This is a genomic window from Terrabacter sp. RAF57 (genome assembly GCF_052113925.1).
Classification (GTDB): Bacteria; Actinomycetota; Actinomycetes; order Actinomycetales; family Dermatophilaceae; genus Terrabacter.
Genome location: NZ_JBFRDT010000021.1, coordinates 45,101 through 67,880 on the forward strand (window position 1 = coordinate 45,101; position 22,780 = coordinate 67,880).

The following is a 22,780-nucleotide window of genomic DNA, read 5'->3' on the forward strand; positions in this document are numbered from 1 at the left end:
CTCAGACCCCGGTGTCGAGCCGTTCGGTCACCTGGCGCAGCGTGCGGTGCAGGTCGACCAGCTCCTGTCGCGAGAGACCGCTGCGGAGCGCGATCTGGTGCGGCAGGTCTCCGAGCGCCGCGAGGCGGTCGTGCCCTCCGTCCGTCGCCGACACGAGGACCCGGCGCTCGTCCTCGGGGTCGCGGACCCGCTCCACGAGGCCGGCCGACTCCATCCGCTTGAGGAGCGGGGAGAGCGTGCCCGAGTCGAGTCGCAGGTGCTCGCCCAGCCGGCTCACCGTGAGCGGCCCGTGCTCGGCGACGGCCATGAGGGCGATGTACTGCGGGTAGGAGAGTCCGTGCTCCGACAGCAGCTCGCGGTAGACGGCGTCGAACGCCCGCACGGTCGTGTGCATGGCGTAGCAGATCTGCTGCTCGAGGCTCAGCGTGCTCGCGGCGGCGGAGGTCGGATTGGACGGGCTCATGACCCAAGCGTACTATCAAATTGCGCACAATCTAATTGTTGGCAACACAAGGAGCCCCGATGAGCACCGCCACCCAGACCGCCCAGTACGTCGCCTCGGCCACCGCCTCCGGGCGTGAGGGTCGCGCCGTCACGTCCGACGGTCGCCTCGACGTCACGCTGGCCGCACCCCGCGAGCTCGGCGGAAGTGGGGAGGGCACGAACCCCGAGCAGCTCTTCGCCGCCGGGTATGCCGCATGCTTCGCGAGCGCTCTCGGCCTCGTCGCGCGCAAGCGCCGCGTCGAGGACTTCGACGTCGCCGTCACGGCCGACGTCAGCCTCGCGGGGTCGTCGGGCACCGGCTTCGGCCTCGGGGTCGTGCTCCACGTCGAGCTGCCCGAGGGCCTCGACCCCCAGCTGGGCCGTGAGCTCGTCGACACGGCGCACCAGGTGTGCCCCTATTCCAACGCGACGCGCGGCAACATCCCCGTCGAGATCGTCGTCGACTGACGTCATCCGGCCACGGCCGCTTCGCACCCGCACGTCCAGAACAGCTGTCCCAGAAGGAGACCCGATGACCAACCCCCGTGAGGTCCAGCTCGTCAGCCGCCCCGTCGGCTGGCCCACCCCTGACGACTTCGCCCTCGTCGAGAGCGCGCCCGTCGACCTCGCCGACGGCCAGGTCCGCGTCCGCAACGAGGTCATGTCGGTCGACCCGTACATGCGCGGTCGCATGAGCGACGCCAAGTCCTACGCCGAGCCGTATGCGCTGGGCGAGGCCATGCACGGCGGCGCGGTCGGTGTCGTCACCGAGTCGCGCGCCGACGGCGTCACCGTCGGCGACCACGTGCTCCACGGCCTCGGCTGGCGCGAGGAGGCCGTCGTCGACGGCTCCGCCGTCCGTGTCGTCGACACGTCCGTGGCCCCGGCGTCCGCCTACCTCGGCGTGCTCGGCATGACCGGCCTCACGGCATACGCCGGCCTGACCCGTGTCGCGCAGATCAAGGAGGGGGACGTCGTCTTCGTGTCCGGCGCCGCCGGGGCCGTCGGCAGCGTCGTCGGACAGGTCGCCAAGGCGCTGGGCGCCAGCCGCGTCATCGGCAGCGCCGGATCGCAGGAGAAGGTCGACCACCTGCTGGGCGACCTCGGCTTCGACGCCGCGTTCAACTACAAGGACGGACGGGTCTCCGACCTGCTCCGCGAGGCCGCGCCCGACGGCATCGACGTCTACTTCGACAACGTCGGCGGCGACCACCTCGAGGCCGCCGTCGGTTCGCTGCGGCTCGGCGGCCGCATCGCGATCTGCGGCGCGATCTCGGTCTACAACAACACCGAGGCGGCCCCGGGCCCGCGCAACCTCGCGCGCCTCATCCAGACCCGCGGCACCATCACGGGCTTCCTCGTCGGCGACCACTGGGACCTCGCGGGCGAGTACGCCCAGCGCGCGGCCGGCTGGATCGCGGACGGCACGCTGACCTCGCGCGAGACGTTCGGCGACGGGATCGACCACGCGGTCGACGCCTTCCTCGGCGTCCTGCGCGGGGAGAACGTCGGCAAGATGGTCGTCCGCCTCTGACGGCGGCCGCGCGACGGACGCGAGAAGGCGGGTGCTTCGGCACCCGCCCTTCGCCGTCCCGGCGCTCCTGCGCGACCTCAGCCCCCGAGCAGGTCCTTGGCCTTGTCGGCCGGCAGCAGGTCGTGGCGCAGCGGCTCGCGGACGAACGACCCGGTGCCGTGCGACACCGACCGGAGGTCGATGGGGTAGCGCGACAGCTCTGCCGACGGCACCTCGGCGTGCACGACGGTCCAGCCGCCCTCGGGGCCCATCCCGTCGGCCGGCTCGGTGCCGAGCACCTGGCCGCGGCGTCCGCGCAGGTCCGACATGACGGCCCCGAGGTACTCGTCGGCGATGGTGATGTCGACGCGGTCGATCGGCTCGAGCAGTGCCATCGTCGAGGCGTTCGCCGCCTCCTTGAGAGCGAGCGCCGCGGCGGTCTGGAAGGCGACGTCGGACGAGTCGACGGAGTGCGACTTGCCGTCGGTGAGCGTGACCCGGACGTCGACGACCGGGTGGCCGGTGAGCAGGCCCTTCTCGAGCTGGAGGCGGGCCCCCTTCTCGACCGACGGGATGAACTGGCGCGGCACGGACCCGCCGACGACCTTGTCGACGAACTCGAAACCCGATCCGCGTGGCAGCGGCTCGATGACGATCGAGCACACGGCGTACTGCCCGTGACCGCCCGACTGCTTGACGTGGCGACCCTGCACCGAGCACGTGCGCACGAAGGTCTCGCGCAGCGCGGTCCGGTAGGGCTCGGCCGTCACCGTCACCCCGTAGCGCTCGGAGAGCTGGTCGATGAGGTCGTCGACGTGGGCCTGGCCCATCGTCCAGAGCACGACCTGGTCCGTCTCGTGCGAGTGCTCCATGCGCATCGTGACGTCCTCGGCCACGAGGCGTTGCAGCGCCCCGCCGAGCTTGTCGTCGTCGGACTTCGTCGCCGCGCGGATCGCGACGGGCAGCTGCGGCTCGGGCAGCAGCCACGGCTCGACGACCGCGGGCCGGTCGACGGAGGACAGGGTGTCGGAGGTCTCGGCGTGGGTCAGCTTCGTCACGAGTGCGAGGTCGCCGGCGATGGCGGTGCCGCGGGGGCGGTGCGACTCGACGAAGGGCGACGCGAGCGGGCCGACGCGCTCGTCGTCGTCGTGGGCCGGGTGGCCGGCGACCTCGTGCCCGACGAAGTCACCGAGGTGGCCCGACACGTGGACCGTCTCGTCGACGCGGAGCGTGCCGGAGAAGACGCGCACGAGCGAGAGGCGCCCGACGTACGGGTCGGTCGTCGTGCGCACGACCTCGGCCACGAGCGGCTGGGACGGGTCGCACGTCACGCCCTTGACGGGGCCACCGACCGGTGACGTGACGGCCGGCAGCGGGTGCGCGGTCGGGTCGGGGAAGGCCCGCTCGATCATGCCGAGCAGCTCCTCGGTGCCCGCACCGGTCAGGGGCGAGACCGGGACGATCGGGAAGAAGGTGCCCTGGGCGATGGCCGTACGCAGGTCGCCGAGCAGCGACTCGGTGTCGATGGTCTCGCCCTCGAGGTAGCGGTCGAGCAACGTCGCGTCCTCGGACTCCTCGATGACGGACTCGATGAGGGCCGACCGTGCGTCCCCGTGCTCGGCGGACGTCTCGCCGGTCAGCAGACCCACGACCCCGGTGACCGAGCCGTCCTCGACGACGGGCCAGTGGGTGGCCCGGGCGTCGCCGAAGGTGCGACGACACATCTCGACCGTCGTCGCGAAGTCGGCGCGCGGCTGGTCGAGGTGGGTCACGACGACGGCTCGCGGCATCCCGACGGCCGCGCACTCGCGCCACAGCAGCGACACGGGCCGGTCGATGTCGTCGGCGCCGGAGACGACGAAGACGGCGGCGTCCGCGGCCCGGAGGCCCGCTCGGAGGTCGCCGACGAAGTCGGGGTAACCGGGGGTGTCGAGGAGGTTGAGGGTGACGGGGCCGGACTCGAACGAGGCGGCGACGAGGGTCGTGGTGCGGACGTGGTCGCCCAGGGAGGTCCGCTGACCGGGCACACGTGCCGAGACGAGCGCCTCGAAGAGTGCGGTCTTGCCGGCCCCGCCGGGTCCGACCAGCACGACGTTGCGGATGTCCTGCGGCGAGGCGGGGTTGGGGGCCGCAGGAAGATCTGATCTGCCGGGCGTCTTTGCCATGCCCCCACCCAACTCCTGTCGCCCAGCCGTCACAAGACCCATCGCGTATGCCGCCCGCCACCTCGGTGGGTCGACCCCGGGTCGCCCCCGGGCCGCGCTCGCGCGCTCTGCCGCCTCGGCGGAACCCGGGTGCGCACCGTCGGTGCGAGGTGACAGGCTGACGCCATGGATCTGGGGGCCTACCGGCCGGTGCTGGCCAACCGCGACACCCGCAACGCGCTGCTGCTCGGCTTCCTCATCCGCGTCCCCATGTGGGCGGGAGGGGTGATCCTCACCCTCCACGTCGTGACGTCGCTCGGCCGCAGCTACGGCGCTGCCGGCCTGGTCACGGCCGCCTCGACCGTCGCGGTCGCCGTCTCCGGGCCCTGGCGCGGCCGGCTGCTCGACCGCATCGGCCTGCGGCGCACCGTCGGCCCCTCGCTCGTCGTGCAGGTCGTGTGCTGGTCGATCGCGCCGTGGGTGAGCTACGCCCCGCTCATCGCCTTCGCGGCGCTCGCCGGGCTCTTCGTCGTGCCCACCTTCTCGATCCTGCGCCAGGTCATCATCCGTTCGGTGCCGAGCGAGCAGCGTCGCACCGCCCTGTCGCTCGACTCGTCGGCGACCGAGCTGTCGTTCATGGCGGGCCCTGCCATCGGGGTGTGGCTCGCGACCTCGTGGGACACGTCGTGGGCCCTGCTTGTCTGCGAGCTCGCATCCGTCGCAGCGGGATTCGTGCTCTGGGTGGTCAACCCCCGCCTCACCTCCGACTCCGGCGATGGTCACCCGGACGGCGGCGCGGCGGGGGAGGCGGCGCACGACGAGCAGGGCGAGGCCGCCCGGGCCGACGCCATCGCAGCCCCGTCCGTGCCCGACGACACCGCCCCGGGCCGTGCCGTCCGCGGCTTCATCACCGTGCCGGTCGCCGCGGTCTACCTCGCCGCCGCCTGCTCGACGCTCGTCCTCAGCGGCACCGACGTGGGCATCGTCGCGGCGCTGCGGTCCTTCGGGGCCACCGGCTCGATCGGCTGGGTCCTCGCGCTCTGGGGTGCCGGGTCCCTCGTCGGCGGCATCCTCTACGGCGCCTGGCACCGCTCCTTCTCCGTCTTCTGGCTGCTCGGCGGCCTCGCGGCCACGACCGCCCCCGTCGCCCTCGCCGCGGGCGTGCCGAGCTTCGCCGTCCTCATCACGGTCTCCGGCTTCCTGTGCGCCCCCACCATCACCGCCACCGTCGAGCAGCTGAGCCGTCAGGTCCCGGAGCGGTTCCGCGGCGAGATGATGGGGTGGCACGGCTCGGCCATGACCGCGGGCTCGGCCTTCGGAGCACCGCTCGCAGGCTTCGCCATCGACCGAGGCGGCTGGCAGTGGGGGTTCGTCGTCGTCTCCGCCGTGGGCGTCCTCATCGCACTCGTCGGCCTCCTCGGGTCCCGGGCCAGCCGGAGGGCGCAGGGCCGGCCCGCTGCCGGGGGCCCTGTCGTCGATTCGGAGCACGGCGTCTCGGCTGCTAGCATTGACCACTGACCAGCCGTCACCCATGCTCCCGCTCCGGCGGAGGCGGGTGACGACGTGCAAGAGAAGCTCGCTTCCACCCGCGCCGACCTGACAGTCGCCGGGTCAAGGTCTGCTCGACCAGGTGTCCTCCGTGGCATCGGTGTCGAGCCGTGTGACGCGACGGCGACCGTCCGGCATACGCGACCCTTGGGCTCCTCGTGCACACACGGGGAGCCCTTTTCTCGTTGTGGTCGCAGCAGGACTGGCACCACCCCCGTCTGGTCACACCATTCATCGAACTTAGGAGCACCACATCAGCGAGCCTCGCATCAACGAGCGCATCCGGGTCCCGGAAGTGCGCTTGGTTGGCCCCAACGGCGAGCAGGTCGGCATCGTCCGCGTCGAGGACGCGCTGCGTCTGGCCGAGGAGGCGAACCTCGACCTCGTCGAGGTGGCCCCCATGGCCAAGCCGCCGGTCGCCAAGCTCATGGACTTCGGCAAGTTCAAGTACGAAGCCGCCATGAAGGCACGGGAAGCGCGCAAGAACCAGGTCAACACGGTCATCAAGGAGATCAAGCTCCGTCCGAAGATCGACCCGCACGACTACGGCACGAAGAAGGGCCACGTCGAGCGGTTCCTCAAGGCCGGCGACAAGGTCAAGGTGACGATCATGTTCCGCGGTCGCGAGCAGTCGCGGCCCGAGCTCGGTCGCCGTCTGCTCGAGCGCCTCGCCGAGGACATCGCCGAGCTCGGCTTCGTCGAGTCGGCCCCGAAGCAGGACGGCCGAAACATGATCATGGTGATCGGCCCGACCAAGAAGAAGGCGGAGGCCAAGGCCGAGCAGCGTCGCTCCCGCGAGCAGCACGACCAGCGCTCCACCGGCGAGCCGGCAGCGTCCGGTGAGCAGCCGGAGGCCCAGGCCCCGCAGACCGACGAGGCCACCGCCGCCGCCGAGTGATCGGCGGGCGGTGACCCGCCGGAGGCGAGAGCCCCCGGCACGACACACCACGTGCGCCCACTGGCGCACGCAACACGAAGGAGATCGGCCCCCATGCCGAAGATGAAGACGCACAGCGGTGCGAAGAAGCGTTTCCGCCTCACCGGCACCGGCAAGGTCATGCGCGAGCAGGCCGGCGGTCGCCACCTGCTCGAGCACAAGTCGAGCAAGAAGATGCGTTCCATCGCGAACGACGTCGAGCTCGCCAAGCCGGACGCCAAGAAGGCCAAGAAGCTCCTCGGCAAGTGAGCCGGGACCCCCACCCATCAGCGATTCGCTGAGCAGCCGGGTCTCCGGTAAGCCAGCAGCAGCAGCAAGCACTGCGTCAAGCAGAGAAGGAGTATTCACGTGGCACGCGTGAAGCGGGCGGTCAACGCCCAGAAGAAGCGTCGAGTCGTTCTCGAGCGCGCCAGCGGCTACCGCGGTCAGCGGTCGCGCCTCTACCGCAAGGCCAAGGAGCAGGTCACCCACTCGCTGGGTTACGCCTACCGTGACCGTCGCGCGAAGAAGGGTGACTTCCGTCGCCTCTGGATCCAGCGCATCAACGCTGCGGCCCGCGCCAACGGCATGACGTACAACCGGTTCATGCAGGGCCTCAAGGCCGCCGGTGTCGAGGTCGACCGCAAGATCCTCGCGGACCTCGCCGTCAACGACGCCCCGGCCTTCGCCGCGCTCGTGGAGCTCTCCCGCGCCAACGTCCCGGCCGCTGTCAACGCAGCCGAGGCGAAGGTCGCCGGCGACGCCGCCTGAGCGACGTCGTCCGACGTCACACCAGCATCTCGAGCGCCGGGACACCCCCGTGCTGACCAACCCCCGATCCGATCGGGTCAAGGCGGTACGGGCGCTGTCCCGGCGTTCGGTGCGTTCCCGCACGGGTGAGTTCCTCGCCGAGGGACCGCAGGCGGTCCGCGAGGCGGTCGCCTTCCGTCCCGACCTCGTCCGGGACGTCTACGTGACGCCCGAGGCGGCCGACCGGCATCCCGCCATCGTCGAGGCCGCGCGCTCCGCCGAGCTCTGGGTGCACGAGGTGAGTCCCGAGGTGCTCTCCGCGATGTGCGACACGGAGTCCCCGCAGGGGATCGCCGCGGTGTGCCGCGTCCTCGACGTGCCGCTGGACGCCCTCCTCGCGGACCTGCCGGCCCACGCGCTCGTGTGCGTCCTGACGAACGTCCGCGACCCCGGCAACGCCGGCACCGTCATCCGGGGCGCCGACGCGGCCGGCGCCGACGCCGTCATCGTCAGCGACGCGAGCGTCGACGTCTACAACAGCAAGGTCGTCCGCTCGACCGTCGGGTCCCTGTGGCACCTGCCGCTCAGCCTCGGCGTGTCCGTCCCCGACATCCTCGCGGCCCTGCGCGAGCGCGGGGTCAGGCTGCTCGCCGCGGACGGCGCGGGGACGACCCTCCTCCATGACGCCGACCTCTCCGGTGCCCACGCCTGGGTCATGGGCAACGAGGCCTGGGGCCTGCCGCAGGACGTGCGCGACGCCTGCGACGACGTCGTCCGCGTCCCCATCCACGGCCACGCGGAGTCGCTCAACCTCGCGATGGCCGCGACGATCTGCCTCTACGCCTCGGCCGAGGCACGCCGCACGAGCCGCTGACCGGGCCCTCCGGGCGTGCCCGTGACTATCCTCGGGCCATGACCTCAGTCGACGGCACCGCGGCTCGGCTGCCCGGGTCGGCGGGCGAGATGGCTCCGGTCGCGATGATGGGCGAGCTGCTCCCCGACGGGCTCGTCGTCGTCGGGGCCGACCAGCGCATCCGGTTCGCCAACGCCGAGGCGCTGCGCATCCTCGACTGCGACCATGCCGACCTCGTCGGCCGCACGCTCGACGAGGGGCTGCCCTTCACGGACAAGTACGGCCGGAACTGGTGGGCCCACACCGACCCGTGGAACGGCCTCGCCAGCCGCGCCGGCCACCGCGAGAAGCTGCTCGTCGCGCCCCGGGGCCAGGACGTCCTCGTCACCGCTCGCTACGTGCGGTCCCGACCGGGCGGCACGGTCGAGCGGGTCATGCTCGGTCTGCGTGACGCCGAGGCCCGCCAGCGGGCGGAGCGCGACCAGGCGACCGTCCTGTCGACCGTGGCGCACGAGCTGCGGGCGCCGCTGACGTCGGTGACCGGCTTCACGAGCAGCCTGCTGCGACGGTGGGACCGGTTCACCGATGAGCAGAAGCGCCTCATGATCGAGACGATCGAGGCCGACGCCACCCGCCTGACCCGCCTCATCACCGAGCTGCTCGACATCTCGCGGCTCGACTCCGACAGCCTCAACCTGCGTCGGGGGCCCGTCGACCTCCACGCGCTGCTCACGACCCACGTCGTGCGCTACGAGCTCGGTCGGTCGTCCGGAGTCGTCCAGCTCGGGCTGGGGGAGTCCGCCATCGCAGACGGGCTGCCGGAGATGTGGGCCGACACCGACCGTCTCGAGCAGATCTTCTTCAACCTCATCGAGAACGGCCTGCTGCACGGCGCCGGCAAGGTCACGGTGACCCTGGACCGCGGCGGGGCCCTCGGTGACGCGCCGGAGTCGGTGGTCGTCGAGGTCGACGACGAGGGGGACGGCATACCCCCGTCCGACCGCGAGAAGATCTTCGGTCGCTTCTGGCACGGTCCCTCCAACGCGAGCACGGGCCTCGGGCTCTACGTCGTCCGGGGTCTCGTCGAGGCCCATGGCGGCTCGGTGCTCGTCAGTGACAACGACGCCGGCGGCGCGCGCTTCGTCGTGACGCTGCCGGCCGGCCTGCCCGAGGTCGTCGGCAGCTGACCCTCCGCTGAGCGGATGGCCCGGTGAACCGGTTCGACGCCGCCCCTAGACTGGGCACCCGCACGACAGCCCCCCGTGAACCCGAGCGAGAGCAGCGAACGCACGCCGATGTCCGGACCCAACACGAACTACGACCCGGTCGAGGTCTCCGCGCTCGACCCGGCGAACGTCGACGCAGCGGTACAGGATGCCATCGCCGCGATCACCGCCGCGTCGTCCCTCGACGACCTCAAGGCCGCGCGCATCGCGCACCAGGGGGAGAAGAGCCCGCTGGCCCTCGCGAACCGCGAGATCGGGGCCCTGCCGCCGAGCGCCAAGGCCGAGGCCGGCAAGCGCGTCGGCCAGGCCCGGGGCCGCGTCGGCCAGGCCCTGACCGCCCGGCAGGCCGAGCTCGAGGCCGAGCGCGACGAGCGCATCCTCGTCGACGAGCGCATCGACGTCACCGTGCCGGCCCTGCGTCGCGAGCCCGGCTCGCGGCACCCGATCGAGCTCGTCGCCCAGCGCCTCGTCGACGCCTTCGTCGGCATGGGCTGGGAGGTCGCCGAGGGGCCGGAGCTCGAGAGCGAGTGGCTCAACTTCGACGCCCTCAACCTCGGGCCCGACCACCCTGCCCGGCAGATGCAGGACACCTTCTTCCTCGATCCCGTCGACTCGGGCCTCGTGCTGCGCACGCAGACGTCACCGGTCCAGATCCGCACCATGCTCGAGCAGGAGCCGCCGATCTACGTCGTGGCTCCCGGCAAGGTCTTCCGCACCGACGACCTCGACGCCACGCACACGCCGGTCTTCCACCAGATCGAGTGCCTCGCGATCGACAAGGGCCTGACGATGGCCCACCTGCGCGGCGCCCTCGACGCGTTCGTGCGCATCATGTTCGGCGAGGAGACGCGCACCCGCGTCCGCGCCAACTACTTCCCGTTCACCGAGCCGAGCATGGAGACCGACTTCCTCTGCTTCGCCTGCCACGGGGAGGAGACGTGGGGCAGTGCCGAGCCGTGCCGCACCTGCGGCGGCTCCGGCTGGATCGAGCTGGGCGGCTCCGGCATGGTCAACCGCAAGGTGCTGCGCACCTGCGGCATCGACCCGGACGTCTACTCCGGCTTCGCCTTCGGGCTCGGCATCGAGCGGGCGCTCCAGCTGCGCCACGGGGTCCAGGGGATGCACGAGATCGTCGAGGGCGACGTCCGCTTCTCGCAGCAGTTCGGGATGGGGGTCTGACATGCGTATGCCACTGAGCTGGCTCGCGGAGTACACCGACCTCGCGCCCGGGGCCCGGGGTGCCGACGTGGCCTCCAGCCTCGTCCGCGTGGGTCTCGAGGAGGAGGACCTCCACGGTGGCGACATCACCGGTCCGCTCGTCGTCGGCCGGGTCCTGTCGTTCGAGCTCGAGCCGCAGAAGAACGGCAAGACGATCCGCTGGTGCACCGTCGACGTCGGCCAGAACGGCCAGATGCTGACCGAGGGCAAGCACCAGGAGATCGTCTGCGGTGCCCACAACTTCGAGGTCGGCGACCTCGTGGTGTGCGTGCTGCCCGGTGCCGTGCTGCCCGGCGGCTTCGCGATCTCCGCGCGCAAGACGTACGGCCACGTCTCCAACGGGATGATCTGCGCCGAGGACGAGATCGGTCTGGGGCACGACCACGACGGCATCATCGTGCTCAGCCGGTTGCTGGGCGAGGAGCGCGCGGCGACCCTGAGCCCCGGCGACGACGCGATCGCCCTCCTCGGGCTCGCCGACGAGACCGTCGAGACGAACGTGACGCCAGACCGTGGCTACTGCTTCTCGGTGCGTGGCCTCGCCCGTGAGTACTGGCACGCGCAGGGCAGCCCCGGGGGCGGCTACCGCGACCCGGCCGAGGTCGCGACGCCGGCCGCCACCTCAGGTGGCTACCCGGTGGAGCTCAAGGACGACTCACCCATCGACGGCAACGACGGGTGCGACCGCTACGTCGCGCGGATCGTGCGCGGCATCGACCCGACCCGGCCGTCCCCGTCGTGGATGAGCAAGCGCCTGACGCAGATGGGCATGCGTCCCATCTCGCTCGCCGTCGACGTCACCAACTACGTCATGCTCGCCGTCGGCCAGCCGCTCCACGCCTTCGACGTCGACCGGCTCTCCGGGTCGGTCGTCGTGCGCCGGGCCCGTTCGGGTGAGGTGCTGACGACCCTCGACGACGTCGAGCGCACCCTGCACACCGACGACCTGCTCATCACCGACGGTGGCGAGCAGCCGCTCGCCATCGCCGGCGTCATGGGTGGGGCCTCCTCCGAGGTCTCCGACACGACGACCGACGTGCTCATCGAAGCAGCGCACTTCGACCCGACGACCGTCGCGCGCTCGTCGCGCCGGCACCGCCTCATCACCGAGGCGTCCAAGCGCTTCGAGCGCGGCGTCGATCCGAAGGTGACCGCGGCGGCCGCCCAGCTCGCCGTCGACCTGCTCGTCGAGCACGGTGGCGGCACCGTCGACGACGCCGTCACCGACGTCGACCGCACGAGCGAGCGGACGGCATACCTCCTCGACGTCACGGAGCCGGCGCGCATCGTGGGCGTCGCCTACCCGCGCGAGCGGGTCGTCGGCATCCTGCGCGACCTCGGTTGCGTCGTCGACGAGTCCGGCGAGGGCACCGACGACACGCACGTCCTCGTGACCCCGCCGTCGTGGCGCCCCGACCTCGTCGACGCGCCCGACTACGCGGAGGAGGTCGCGCGGATCGACGGCTACAACAACATCCCGTCGATCACGCCGACGCCGAGCGACGGCCGCGGCCTGACCCACGCGCAGAAGGCGCGCCGGGTCGTCGCCGACGCGCTCGCGGGTGCAGGGCTCACCGAGGTCCTCAGCTATCCCTTCGTCGCCGAGGAGCTCGCCGACCAGCTGATGCTGCCGGCCGACGACGACCGTCGTCACGCCGTCCGGCTGGCCAACCCGCTGTCGGAGGAGCGGCCGCTGCTGCGCACCTCGGTCCTCGCGAGCCTCGTCGACACGCTGCGACGCAACGTCGCTCGCGGGCGCAAGGACGTCGCGATCTACGAGCTCGGCCTCGTGTTCCGCCCAGGCGGCGCCATCGGCACCGCACCGATCCCGGGAGTCGCCGCGCGCCCCGACGCCGAGACGCTCGAGCAGCTGTATGCCGCCGTCCCCACCCAGCCACGTCGCGCGGGCATCCTCGCGACCGGACAGGCGGAGCAGGCCGGCTGGTGGGGTCCCGGCCGCGCCGCCGACTGGAGCGACATGGTCGCCGCCGTGCAGACGGTCGCCGCCGCGCTCGCCGTGCCGGTGGTCGTCGCCAACGACCCCGGTCACGCCCCGTGGCACCCCGGCCGATGTGCCCGGATCACACTCGTGGACGGCACGCTCGTGGGCCATGCAGGGGAGCTGCACCCCAAGGTGGTCGCGGCCCTCGACCTGCCGGAGCGCACGGTGGCCGCCGAGTTCGACGTCGACGTGCTCGTCGCCGCCAGCGCCGAGCCCGTCCAGGCCAGGCCCTTCTCGACGTTCCCGCCGGCGATGACCGACATCGCCCTGCTCGTGGCCGCTGATGTGGCCGCCGCCGACGTCGAGACGGCCCTGCGCTCCGGCGCGGGCGAGTCGCTCGAGTCGGTCGTGCTCTTCGACGTCTACGAGGGGGAGCGCATCGAGGCCGGACACCGGTCGCTGGCCTACCGCCTCACGTTCCGGGCGCCCGACCGCACGCTGACGACCGACGAGGTCAACGACTTCCGCGACGCGGCGGTCGCGGCGGCCGCGTCTGCGACGGGGGCCGTCCAGCGCTGACACCCCCGAATGCACGAATATGCATGAGCGTGTATAGTCATGCATCGTGATCAGGGCAGCAGTGGCGGGGGCGAGCGGCTACGCCGGAGGAGAGATCCTCCGGCTGCTGCTCGCCCACCCGCAGTTCGAGGTCGGCGCCGTCACGGCGGCCAGCAGTGCGGGTGAACGACTCGGGGGCGTCCACCCGCACCTGGTCCCCCTTGCGGACCGTGTGCTCGAGGTGACCACCGTCGAGACGCTGTCCGGCCATGACGTCGTCTTCCTCGCCCTGCCGCACGGCCACTCGGGGGCGCTCGCCGCGCAGCTGCCCGACTCGGTCGTCGTCATCGACTGCGGGGCCGACTTCCGGCTCGAGTCCGAGTCCGCGTGGACGACCTTCTACGACACGGCGTATGCCGGCTCGTGGCCCTACGGCCTCCCTGAGCTCCCCGGACCGGCGGGCACCGTGGCGCGCGAACGGCTCGCGGGCGCACGCCGCATCGCCGTGCCGGGCTGCTACCCGACCGGCATCTCGCTCGCGCTGGCCCCCGGGTTCGCCGCCGGTCTGCTCGAGGCCCAGGACGTCGTCGTCGTCGCCGCCTCCGGCACGTCGGGTGCCGGCAGGTCGCTCAAGCCGCACCTGCTCGGCAGCGAGGTGATGGGCTCGATGTCGCCCTACGGCGTCGGAGGCGGCCACCGGCACACCCCGGAGATCGAGCAGAACCTCTCCCGCGCTGCGGGCGAGCCCGTCACGGTCTCGTTCACACCGACGCTGGCGCCGATGCCGCGCGGCATCCTCGCGACGTGCACGGCCCGCCTGCGTCCGGGCACCGACCCGGCGTCCGTGCGCGCGGCCTGGGAGACGGCATACGCCGCCGAGCCCTTCGTCCACGTCCTGCCCGAGGGCTCCTGGCCCGCCACGGCCTCGGTCGTGGGCAGCAACCACGTGCAGCTGCAGGTGGCCGTCGACGAGCGGCTCGGTCGGGTCGTCGTGGTGTCGGCCATCGACAACCTCACCAAGGGCACCGCCGGCGCCGCCGTGCAGTGCGCCAACCTCGCCCTGGGTCTCGAGGAGACCCTCGGGCTCCCCATCGCAGGAGTCGCCCCGTGAGTGGCCACCCGACCGTCCAGCTGCCCGTGGGCTTCCGTGCGGCGGGCGTCACCGCGGGCCTCAAGGCGAGCGGGACCCCCGACCTCGCCCTCGTCGTCAACGACGGTCCGGACCGCCACGCGGCGGCCGTCTTCACGACCAACCGCGTCGAGGCCGCGCCGGTCACGTGGTCGCGCCAGGTCGTCGCCGACGGCCGGGTCGACGCCGTCGTCCTCAACTCCGGGGGCGCCAACGCCTGCACCGGCGCCCAGGGCTTCCTCGACACCCACCGGACCGCCGAGCACGTGGCGGAGGTGCTCGGTGTCTCGGCGGCCGACGTCGTCGTCTGCTCGACCGGCCTCATCGGCGAGCTGCTCCCCATGGACAGGGTCCTCACCGGTGTCGACGCCGCTGCCACCGCCCTGTCCGCCGAGGGCCACGAGGCGGCGGCCGTCGCGATCAAGACGACCGACACGGTGCACAAGGTCTCGACGTACGGGGGCGCCGGCTGGTCGGTGTCCGGCATGGCCAAGGGCGCCGGCATGCTCGCCCCGGCTCTGGCGACGATGCTCGTCGTCGTGACGACCGACGCCGTCGTCGAGCAGACAGACCTCGACGCCGCGCTCCGCGCCGCGACATCCGTCTCCTTCGACCGCATCGACTCCGACGCATGCATGTCGACGAACGACACCGTCGTCGTCCTCGCCTCCGGCGCCTCGGGCGTCTCCGTCGAGCGGGACGAGCTCACCGAGAGCCTCATCGCCGTGTGCTCCGACCTCGCCCGCCAGCTCATCGCCGACGCCGAGGGCGCCGCACACGACGTCGCCATCGAGGTGGTCGGCGCCGCGAGCACCGACGACGCCCTCGAGGTGGCGCGGTCGGTGGCCCGCAACAACCTCTTCAAGTGCGCGATCTTCGGCAACGACCCCAACTGGGGGCGCGTGCTCGCGGCCGTCGGCACGACGAAGGCCGCCTTCGACCCGACGACGCTCGACGTGACGATGAACGGCGTCCAGGTGTGCCGCGCCGGTGGAGTGGGGGAGGACCGTAGCCTCGTCGACCTCGCCCCGCGCGAGGTCCACGTCCTCGTCGACCTCCACGCCGGCCACGAGGCCGCGACGATCTGGACCAACGACCTGACCCACGACTACGTCCACGAGAACTCGGCCTACAGCACATGACCACCACGAGCACCCGCCCTGACCAGCCCGCCGACCTCCGCGGCCTCATCGACGCCGCGGCCATCCGCGTCGCCGCGGGCAAGGCCGCCACCCTCGTCGAGGCGCTGCCCTGGCTCGAGCGGTTCCGCGGTGCGCTCGTCGTCGTCAAGTACGGCGGCAACGCCATGGTCGACGACGAGCTCAAGGCCGCCTTCGCGGAGGACATCGCGTTCCTCCGGTACGCCGGGCTGCGCCCCGTCGTCGTCCACGGCGGAGGACCTCAGATCAAGGCGATGCTCGAGCGGGTCGGGCTCGAGAGCGAGTTCAAGGGCGGCCTGCGCGTCACGACGCCCGAGGTCATGGACGTCGTGCGGATGGTCCTGACCGGTCAGGTCGGGCGCGAGCTCGTCGGCCTGCTCAACCAGCACGGTCCCATCGCGGTGGGCCTGTCCGGTGAGGACGCGGCCCTGCTCGGCGCGCGGCGCCGCGGCACGGTCGTCGACGGCGAGGAGGTCGACCTCGGCCTCGTCGGCGACGTCGAGAGCGTCAACCCGTCCGCGATCATCGACATCCTCGACGCCGGCCGGGTCCCCGTGGTCTCCACGGTGGCGCCCGACCTCGACGTCGAGGGGCAGGTGCTCAACGTCAACGCCGACACGGCCGCCGCGGCGATCGCCGTCGCTCTCGGTGCCGAGAAGCTCGTCGTCCTCACCGACGTCGAGGGCATCTACGCCGACTGGCCCGACCGTGGCTCGCTGCTCTCGACCATCACCGTCAGCGCAGCCCGGGAGCTGCTCTCGCGCGTCGACCACGGGATGGTGCCCAAGCTCGAGGCGTGCATCCGTGCCGTCGAGGGCGGCGTGCCGCAGACCCACGTCGTCGACGGCCGCAAGCCGCACTCGATCCTGCTCGAGATCTTCACGGACGAGGGGATCGGCACCATGGTCCTGCCCGACATCACCGGCTCCGAGCGAACGCCGCCGCGCGCATCCGGACCACCCGCCACCCCTGAGGAGGACTCATGACCGCCGGGAGCGACCTGCTCGGCCGCTACGCCGGAGCGATGGTCCAGGTCTTCGGCACGCCCCAGCTCGTCCTCGCCTCCGGCCATGGCTGCTGGGTCACCGACGTCGACGGCAAGCGCTACCTCGACCTGCTGTCCGGCATCGCCGTCAATGCCCTCGGCCACGGCCACCCGGCGCTCGTGCAGGCCGTGACGAAGCAGGCCGAGTCGGCCATCCACGTGTCCAACTTCTTCACCTCGGAGCCGGCCATCGCGCTCGCCGAGCGCATCCTCGCCGTAGCGTCGGCGCCCGAGGGCTCCGGCGTCTTCTTCGCCAACTCCGGCACCGAGGCGACCGAGGCCGCGATCAAGCTGTCGCGGCGCACGGGTCGCACCCGCATCGTCGCGCTCGAGGGGTCCTTCCACGGCCGGTCCACGGGCGCCCTGGCCCTGACCCACAAGGCCGCCTACCGCGAGCCGTTCGAACCGCTCATCCCCGAGGTCGTCTTCGTCCCGCCGAACGACCCTGACGCCCTGCAGGCGGCGGTCGGCGACACGACGGCAGCGCTGTTCGTCGAGCCGGTCCAGGGCGAGGCGGGGGTCCGCGAGCTGTCGGTCGACTACCTGCGCCTCGCCCGCGAGGTGGCCTCGGCGCACGGCGCGCTCCTCGTCGTCGACGAGATCCAGACCGGCATCGGCCGCACCGGCGACTGGTTCGCGCACCAGCAGTCGGGCATCGTCCCGGACGCCATGACGCTGGCCAAGGGTCTCGGTGGTGGCGTGCCGATCGGCGCGCTCGTCACGTTCGGTCCCGACACCACCGCCCTGCTCGCCGCCGGCCAGCACGGCACGACCTTCGGCGGCAACCCGCTCGCGTGCGCGGCCGGCCTCGCCGTCCTCGACACCATCGAGCGCGATCACCTGCTCGAGCACGTCCGCGACGTCGCCGCGCTGCTCGACGACGTCGAGATCGAGGGCGTCAGCGGCACCCGCGGACGCGGCCTGCTGCGGGCGATCGAGCTGGACGGCATACCTGCTCCGGCCGTCATGGCGGCCGCCCGCGACGCGGGCTTCATCGTCAACGCGGTGACTCCGACGGCGCTCCGCCTGGCGCCGCCGCTCGTCATCTCGGCGGACGAGCTCCAGGGCTTCCTCGACGCCCTGCCGGCGATCCTCGAGGCCGCCCACGCGGCGGGGGAGACGACGTCGTGAGCCGCACCCAGCGCCAGCGCCGCATCGTCGAGCTGCTCGGCGCCCACGAGGTGCACAGCCAGGGCGAGCTGTCCGACCTCCTCGCCGCCGAGGGCACCGAGGTGACCCAGGCGACGCTCTCGCGTGACCTCGTCGAGCTCGGCGCCGTCAAGGTCAGGCGCGGCCGGGCCCTGGCGTATGCCGTCCCGGGCGAGGGCGGTGAGGTGGCCGCCGTGGGGTCCATCGGTGACGCCGCCTCGGCCCGTCTGCGTCGCACGTGCGAGGAGCTGCTCGTGTCGGCCGCGGCCGCCGTCAACCTCGTCGTGCTGCGCACCCCTCCGGGCGCGGCCAACTACCTCGCGTCGGCCATCGACCAGACCCGCGACCCCGAGGTGGTCGGCACGATCGCCGGCGACGACACGATCCTGCTCGTGACCGGCAGCGCCGAGCAGGCGAGCGCCGTGGCCGAGCGGCTGCAGTCCCTCGCAGGCACGCGAGACTGAGACCCACGGCACCTGCCGGCACCTGCCGGCCCCTGCCGCACCCCCACCCACGAGGAGAACCCCGCGATGACCGACCCCACCCACCCGAGCTCCACCGACGGTCCTGAGGGGGCGGAGGGTGCGCCGGGCACCGCGGCCGCGCCGGCCGAGCGCGTGAGCCTGTGGGGCGGGCGTTTCGCCGGCGGTCCGGACCAGGCCCTGGCCGCACTGTCCAAGAGCACCCACTTCGACTGGCGCCTCGCGCCGCACGACATCGCCGGGTCTCGCGCCCACGCCCGCGTGCTCCACTCGGCCGGGCTGCTCTCCGACGAGCACCTCCAGGCGATGCTCGACGGTCTGGACCGGCTCGAGCACGACGTCGTGTCGGGCGCCTTCACGCCCGCGGAGGACGACGAGGACGTCCACACCGCTCTCGAGCGCGGCCTCATCGAGCGCGTCGGCCCCGACGTCGGCGGGCGGCTGCGCGCCGGCCGGTCCCGCAACGACCAGGTGGCGACGCTCTTCCGGATGTACCTGCGCGAGCACGCTCGCGTCGTGGGAGGCCTCGTCCTCGACGTCGTCGACGCCCTCGTGTCGCAGGCCGACCGCCATCTCGGCGTCGCCATGCCGGGCCGCACGCATCTGCAGCACGCCCAGCCGGTCCTCCTGTCGCACCACCTGCTCGCCCACGCCTGGGCGCTGCTGCGCGACGTCGACCGACTGCGCGACTGGGACGTCCGCGCGAACGCCTCGCCCTACGGGTCCGGGGCCCTTGCCGGCTCCTCGCTCGGGCTGGACCCCGAGGCCGTGGCGAACGACCTCGGCTTCGCCCGCGCCGTCGAGAACTCCATCGACGGCACCGCGTCGCGCGACTTCGTGGCCGAGTTCTCGTTCGTCTCGGCGATGACCGCCGTCGACATCTCCCGGATCGCCGAGGAGGTCGTCATCTGGGCGACCAAGGAGTTCTCCTTCGTCACGCTGCACGACTCGTACTCGACGGGGTCGAGCATCATGCCGCAGAAGAAGAACCCCGACGTTGCCGAGCTGGCCCGCGGCAAGGCCGGTCGTCTCGTGGGCGACCTCGCCGGGCTGCTGACGACCCTCAAGGCGCTGCCGCTCGCCTACAACCGTGACCTCCAGGAGGACAAGGAGCCCGTGTTCGACGCCGTCGACACGCTCGAGGTCCTGCTGCCGGCCTTCTCGGGCATGGTCGACACCCTCGTCTTCGACACCGGGCGCCTCGCGTCCCTCGCGCCGCAGGGATTCGCCCTGGCCACCGACATCGCCGAGTGGCTCGTGCGGCAGGGCGTCCCGTTCCGCGTCGCGCACGAGGTGGCCGGCGCGTGCGTCCGCGAGTGCGAGCCGCGCGGCATCGAGCTGTGGGACCTCACCGACGAGGACTTCGCCCGGATCAGCGAGCACCTGACGCCCGACGTGCGGTCGGTCCTCTCGGTCGAGGGTTCCCTGGCCTCGCGGGACGCCCAGGGCGGCACCGCCCCGGTCCGCGTCACCGAGCAGCTGGTGCTCGCGCGCGGGCGTCTCGCCGACGCCCGGACGTGGACCTCGGCGACTGTCTGACCCAGCCGTTAGCGTGTCGTCGGTGAGCCCCGACGACACCCGCCTGCCGCGCTCGTTCTTCGCCAGGCCGTCCGTCGAGGTCGCACCCGACCTGCTCGGGCGTCACCTGGCGTTCGGCGGGGTCGTGCTGCGCCTGACCGAGCTCGAGGCGTATGCCGGCGCGCTCGACCCCGGGTCGCACGCCTATCGCGGTGAGACGCCGCGCACGCAGCCCATGTTCGGACCGCCCGGGTTCACCTACGTCTACTTCACCTACGGCCACCACTGGTGCGTCAACCTCGTCGTCGGCGAGGAGGGTGCGGCCTCGGCCGTGCTCGTGCGGGCCGGTGAGGTGGTCGCCGGCCATGACCTCGTCCGGTCCCGGCGGGGGCCGGTGCGCGAGCGCGACTGGGCACGCGGACCGGGGCGGGTCGGGCAGGCGCTCGCGATGACCAAGGAGCACACGGGGCTCGACTTCTGCCGACCTCTTGTGGGGGAGCCGATCGACCTCGTCGTGGCCGAGGGCGAGCGGACTCCTCCCGAGCGCGTCGGCGTCGGCCCCCGGGTCGGCGTCAGCGGCCCGGGTGGTGACGGCACCGTCTTCCCGTGGCGCTTCTGGGTCGACGGGGACCCGTTCGTCTCGGCCTACCGCCCCGGCGTCGTGCGGCGCCGACGCGGGTGAGGCGTCTGCCGCGGTCGTTCTTCGCGAGGCCGGTCCTCGACGTGGCCGCCAAACCTGATCGGCCGACACCTGCAGCACGGCGGAGGGTCACGATGCCCGTCACCGAGACGGAGGCGTATGCCGGTCTCGTCGACCCCGCGTCACGAGTGCTCAGTCGGCCGACCCCTCACAACTCCCCGGTCTTCAGGCCGCCCGGGCACGCCTTCGTCTACTTCACCTATGGCCACCACTGGATGCTCTGCGTCGTCACCGGCGCCGAGGGCGTCCCCGGGGGCGACGGCGGGGTCTACCCGTGGCGCTTCTGGATCGACGCGGAGCCGGCCGTCTCGCCGTACCGTCCCGGGGTCGCCCGACGACGCTCGTGACGCCCGCCATGCGGGACCGCGCGGTACTCGGTGGCCCGGGCGTGGCGGCATACGGCAGGCTGTGTGCCGGTGGGCAGGGAGCCCACCCGAACGAGAGGACACCGATACCCGTGACGGACATCTTCGACGAGCTGCAGTGGCGCGGCCTGGTGGCACAGACCACCGACGAGGCGGCGCTGCGCGAAGCACTCGCGGAGGGACCCCTCACGCTGTATTGCGGCTTCGACCCGAGCGCGCCGTCGTTGCACTTCGGCAACTTCGTCCAGCTGTCGGTCATGCGACGCATGCAGGCGGCCGGGCACCACGTCATCTGTCTCGTCGGGGGGTCCACCGGACTCATCGGTGACCCCAAGCCCGACGCGGAGCGCGTGCTGCAGGACAAGGACACCATCGCGTCCGCGGTGAACCGGATCCAGCAGCTCGTCGGGCCGCTGCTCGACTTCGAGGGCGAGAACGCCGCGGTGCTCGTCAACAACCTGGACTGGACGGCGCCGATGAGCGCGCTCGACTTCCTGCGCGACGTCGGCCGCCACTTCCGCGTCAACCAGATGATCCGCAAGGAGGCCGTGGCGCGCCGGCTCGAGAGCGACCAGGGGATCTCCTACACGGAGTTCAGCTACCAGATGCTCCAGGCGCTCGACTACCTCGAGCTGCACCGGAGCCGAGGCTGCACCCTCCAGATCGGTGGGAGCGACCAGTGGGGGAACATCACGGCCGGCGTCGACCTCGTCCACCGGGTCGAGGGCACGTCGGTGCACGCGCTCGCGACGCCGTTGCTCGTCGACTCGACGGGCCGCAAGTTCGGCAAGTCGGAGGGCAACGCGGTGTGGCTGAGCGCCGACATGACGAGCCCGTACGTCTTCTACCAGTACTTCCTCAACGTCGAGGACGCATCGGTCATCAGCATGCTCAAGGCGCTCTCGGACCGATCCCGCGACGAGATCACCGAACTCGAGCGGCAGGTGGCGGAGGAGCCGTTCCGCCGAGCGGCGCAGAAGGCGCTGGCCGCCGACGTCACGACTCTGGTCCACGGAGCCGAGGCGACCGCCTCGGTCCAGGCGGCCTCCGAGGCGCTCTTCGGCAAGGGCGACCTGACCGGTCTGGACGCGTCGACACTGACGGACGCCACGGCCGAGCTGCCCGGCGCTCCCGTGTCCGTGGGGACGTCGGTCGTCGACGCCCTCGTGGCGGTCGGGCTCGTCGACTCGCGCAACGCGGCGAGGCGGGCGATCGGTGACGGCGGGGCCTCGCTCAACAACGTCAAGGTGACCGACCCGGAGCAGGTGCTGGGGGAGGGCGACTTCCTGCACGGGAGCGTCGCCGTCATCAAGCGGGGTCGACGCAACCTGGCGGCGGCGCGACGCGCCTGAGACCTCGCGTGGGTGAGGATCGAGCTGTGCCCGAACTCGGCGCCTCCCACGCATCTGGGACTCCTTGAGGGGGCGGATTCCGTTGGGCGACAACGGTATTCGCCCCCTCGGTGTCGACCAGGGGGTCTGAGGGGAGCGGATTTGTGTTTCTCCGGAGGGCCGGGTTAATGTTCTCTTCGTCAGCCCGACAGGGAGCACCGGACACCACCGCCGAGCGAGTGATCGCGACGCGAAGCAGGCCGGTCCCGGGGTGGCAGAGGGACCGAGGTGCTCGATCTGATCGGGTAGTCTCGGGGAGCAGGACCGCTGACACCAAGCGGGTCGGATCCGGTCGTCCTGAAGGACGCTTCGCGGGTTTGACTCCCAAGCGTGCGGCGGGTAAGTTTGAAGGGTTGCCCCGGAGGTCTCCTCGTTGAGGTGGTTGATGGTGTGTGTCCGATTCTTGAGAACTCAACAGCGTGTCAAAAATCGATGCCAATTACCTCGTCCCGAGGCCTGGTTCGGTCCATCGTCTGATGGTCTGGGTGGGTTTTGGGCGAATTATCCTTTGGTTGAATTGAACTTCTAGCTTTTTGAGCTGGTTGTTCGACTTCAGTCAGGTTTTCGAGCCCTTCATGGGTTCAAAGTTTGCTCACTGTTCTGGCCTTTCGGGGTTGGGGGGTGGGTGTTTGAACATCAACGGAGAGTTTGATCCTGGCTCAGGACGAACGCTGGCGGCGTGCTTAACAC

At 71.8% G+C, this 22,780-nt stretch carries 21 protein-coding genes; 19 read left to right on the top strand and 2 right to left on the bottom strand.

The features are described from left to right. Position 1: 1 nt before the first annotated feature. Positions 2 to 463, bottom strand: a complete 462-nt coding sequence (locus AB4Y83_RS19100) for a MarR family winged helix-turn-helix transcriptional regulator (RefSeq protein WP_442275406.1) — start codon at positions 461 to 463, stop codon at positions 2 to 4. A gap of 59 nt (positions 464 to 522) precedes the next feature. Between AB4Y83_RS19100 and AB4Y83_RS19105 the strand changes: the two genes are divergently transcribed. Then, positions 523 to 951: an organic hydroperoxide resistance protein gene (locus AB4Y83_RS19105; RefSeq protein ID WP_442275405.1), complete on the top strand. Its 429-nt coding sequence runs from the start codon at positions 523 to 525 to the stop codon at positions 949 to 951. Between the two features lie 64 nt (positions 952 to 1,015). Next, positions 1,016 to 2,017 carry an NADP-dependent oxidoreductase gene (locus AB4Y83_RS19110; protein WP_442275404.1) on the top strand — a complete coding sequence of 334 codons (1,002 nt, stop codon included), beginning with the start codon at positions 1,016 to 1,018 and terminating at the stop codon, positions 2,015 to 2,017. Between the two features lie 77 nt (positions 2,018 to 2,094). On the opposite strand, the gene AB4Y83_RS19115 is transcribed toward AB4Y83_RS19110, so the two are convergent. Further along, positions 2,095 to 4,161, bottom strand: a complete 2,067-nt coding sequence (locus tag AB4Y83_RS19115; protein ID WP_442275403.1) for an elongation factor G-like protein EF-G2 — start codon at positions 4,159 to 4,161, stop codon at positions 2,095 to 2,097. Positions 4,162 to 4,326: 165 nt separating this feature from the next. Here AB4Y83_RS19115 and AB4Y83_RS19120 point away from each other — a divergent pair, with 165 nt between their 5' ends. The 17 genes from AB4Y83_RS19120 (at position 4,327) to tyrS (ending at position 22,051) form a co-directional block, all read left to right on the top strand. Beyond that, positions 4,327 to 5,658: an MFS transporter gene (locus tag AB4Y83_RS19120; RefSeq protein WP_442275402.1), complete on the top strand. Its 1,332-nt coding sequence runs from the start codon at positions 4,327 to 4,329 to the stop codon at positions 5,656 to 5,658. A 331-nt stretch (positions 5,659 to 5,989) separates the two neighbouring features. Next, positions 5,990 to 6,586, top strand: a complete 597-nt coding sequence (infC, locus tag AB4Y83_RS19125; RefSeq protein ID WP_231372306.1) for a translation initiation factor IF-3 — start codon at positions 5,990 to 5,992, stop codon at positions 6,584 to 6,586. A gap of 93 nt (positions 6,587 to 6,679) precedes the next feature. Next, positions 6,680 to 6,874, top strand: coding sequence for a 50S ribosomal protein L35 (gene rpmI, locus AB4Y83_RS19130; RefSeq protein ID WP_020144695.1), 195 nt, complete (start codon positions 6,680 to 6,682; stop codon positions 6,872 to 6,874). Between the two features lie 99 nt (positions 6,875 to 6,973). After that, the gene (rplT, locus tag AB4Y83_RS19135; RefSeq protein ID WP_020144696.1) at positions 6,974 to 7,375 is read left to right on the top strand and encodes a 50S ribosomal protein L20; all 402 of its coding nucleotides are present in this window, start codon (positions 6,974 to 6,976) and stop codon (positions 7,373 to 7,375) included. 49 nt (positions 7,376 to 7,424) lie between these two features. Further along, positions 7,425 to 8,228, top strand: a complete 804-nt coding sequence (locus tag AB4Y83_RS19140) for a TrmH family RNA methyltransferase (RefSeq protein WP_442275401.1) — start codon at positions 7,425 to 7,427, stop codon at positions 8,226 to 8,228. Between the two features lie 38 nt (positions 8,229 to 8,266). Further along, the gene (locus AB4Y83_RS19145) at positions 8,267 to 9,394 is read left to right on the top strand and encodes a sensor histidine kinase (protein WP_056776333.1); all 1,128 of its coding nucleotides are present in this window, start codon (positions 8,267 to 8,269) and stop codon (positions 9,392 to 9,394) included. Positions 9,395 to 9,502: 108 nt separating this feature from the next. Continuing rightward, on the top strand, positions 9,503 to 10,612 hold the full coding sequence (pheS, locus tag AB4Y83_RS19150; RefSeq protein ID WP_442275687.1) for a phenylalanine--tRNA ligase subunit alpha: 1,110 nt from the start codon (positions 9,503 to 9,505) through the stop codon (positions 10,610 to 10,612). Between the two features lies 1 nt (position 10,613). Further along, the gene (pheT, locus tag AB4Y83_RS19155) at positions 10,614 to 13,172 is read left to right on the top strand and encodes a phenylalanine--tRNA ligase subunit beta (protein WP_442297838.1); all 2,559 of its coding nucleotides are present in this window, start codon (positions 10,614 to 10,616) and stop codon (positions 13,170 to 13,172) included. A gap of 43 nt (positions 13,173 to 13,215) precedes the next feature. Next, a complete protein-coding gene (gene argC, locus AB4Y83_RS19160) occupies positions 13,216 to 14,262 on the top strand; it encodes an N-acetyl-gamma-glutamyl-phosphate reductase (RefSeq protein WP_442297845.1) in 1,047 nt (348 codons plus the stop codon). Beyond that, on the top strand, positions 14,259 to 15,422 hold the full coding sequence (argJ, locus tag AB4Y83_RS19165) for a bifunctional glutamate N-acetyltransferase/amino-acid acetyltransferase ArgJ (RefSeq protein WP_442297839.1): 1,164 nt from the start codon (positions 14,259 to 14,261) through the stop codon (positions 15,420 to 15,422). The genes argC and argJ overlap by 4 nt, the downstream gene beginning before the upstream one ends. Then, positions 15,419 to 16,426, top strand: a complete 1,008-nt coding sequence (gene argB, locus AB4Y83_RS19170) for an acetylglutamate kinase (RefSeq protein WP_442297840.1) — start codon at positions 15,419 to 15,421, stop codon at positions 16,424 to 16,426. The genes argJ and argB overlap by 4 nt, the downstream gene beginning before the upstream one ends. Next, positions 16,423 to 17,616 (top strand): acetylornithine transaminase, encoded by a 1,194-nt coding sequence (locus AB4Y83_RS19175; protein ID WP_442297841.1) that lies wholly within the window; start codon positions 16,423 to 16,425, stop codon positions 17,614 to 17,616. Before argB ends, AB4Y83_RS19175 begins: the two co-directional genes overlap by 4 nt. After that, a complete protein-coding gene (gene argR, locus AB4Y83_RS19180; protein ID WP_056776346.1) occupies positions 17,613 to 18,098 on the top strand; it encodes an arginine repressor in 486 nt (161 codons plus the stop codon). The genes AB4Y83_RS19175 and argR overlap by 4 nt, the downstream gene beginning before the upstream one ends. Positions 18,099 to 18,164: 66 nt before the next feature. Further along, positions 18,165 to 19,655: an argininosuccinate lyase gene (gene argH / locus AB4Y83_RS19185; RefSeq protein WP_442297842.1), complete on the top strand. Its 1,491-nt coding sequence runs from the start codon at positions 18,165 to 18,167 to the stop codon at positions 19,653 to 19,655. A gap of 22 nt (positions 19,656 to 19,677) precedes the next feature. Continuing rightward, the gene (locus AB4Y83_RS19190) at positions 19,678 to 20,316 is read left to right on the top strand and encodes a DNA-3-methyladenine glycosylase (RefSeq protein ID WP_442297843.1); all 639 of its coding nucleotides are present in this window, start codon (positions 19,678 to 19,680) and stop codon (positions 20,314 to 20,316) included. A 92-nt stretch (positions 20,317 to 20,408) separates the two neighbouring features. Continuing rightward, entirely contained in the window at positions 20,409 to 20,681 is a 273-nt protein-coding gene (locus tag AB4Y83_RS19195; protein ID WP_442297844.1) for a DNA-3-methyladenine glycosylase, read from the top strand. Between the two features lie 110 nt (positions 20,682 to 20,791). Continuing rightward, complete coding sequence (gene tyrS / locus AB4Y83_RS19200) at positions 20,792 to 22,051, top strand: tyrosine--tRNA ligase (RefSeq protein ID WP_442275393.1); 1,260 nt, start codon at positions 20,792 to 20,794, stop codon at positions 22,049 to 22,051. Positions 22,052 to 22,780 lie beyond the last annotated feature (729 nt).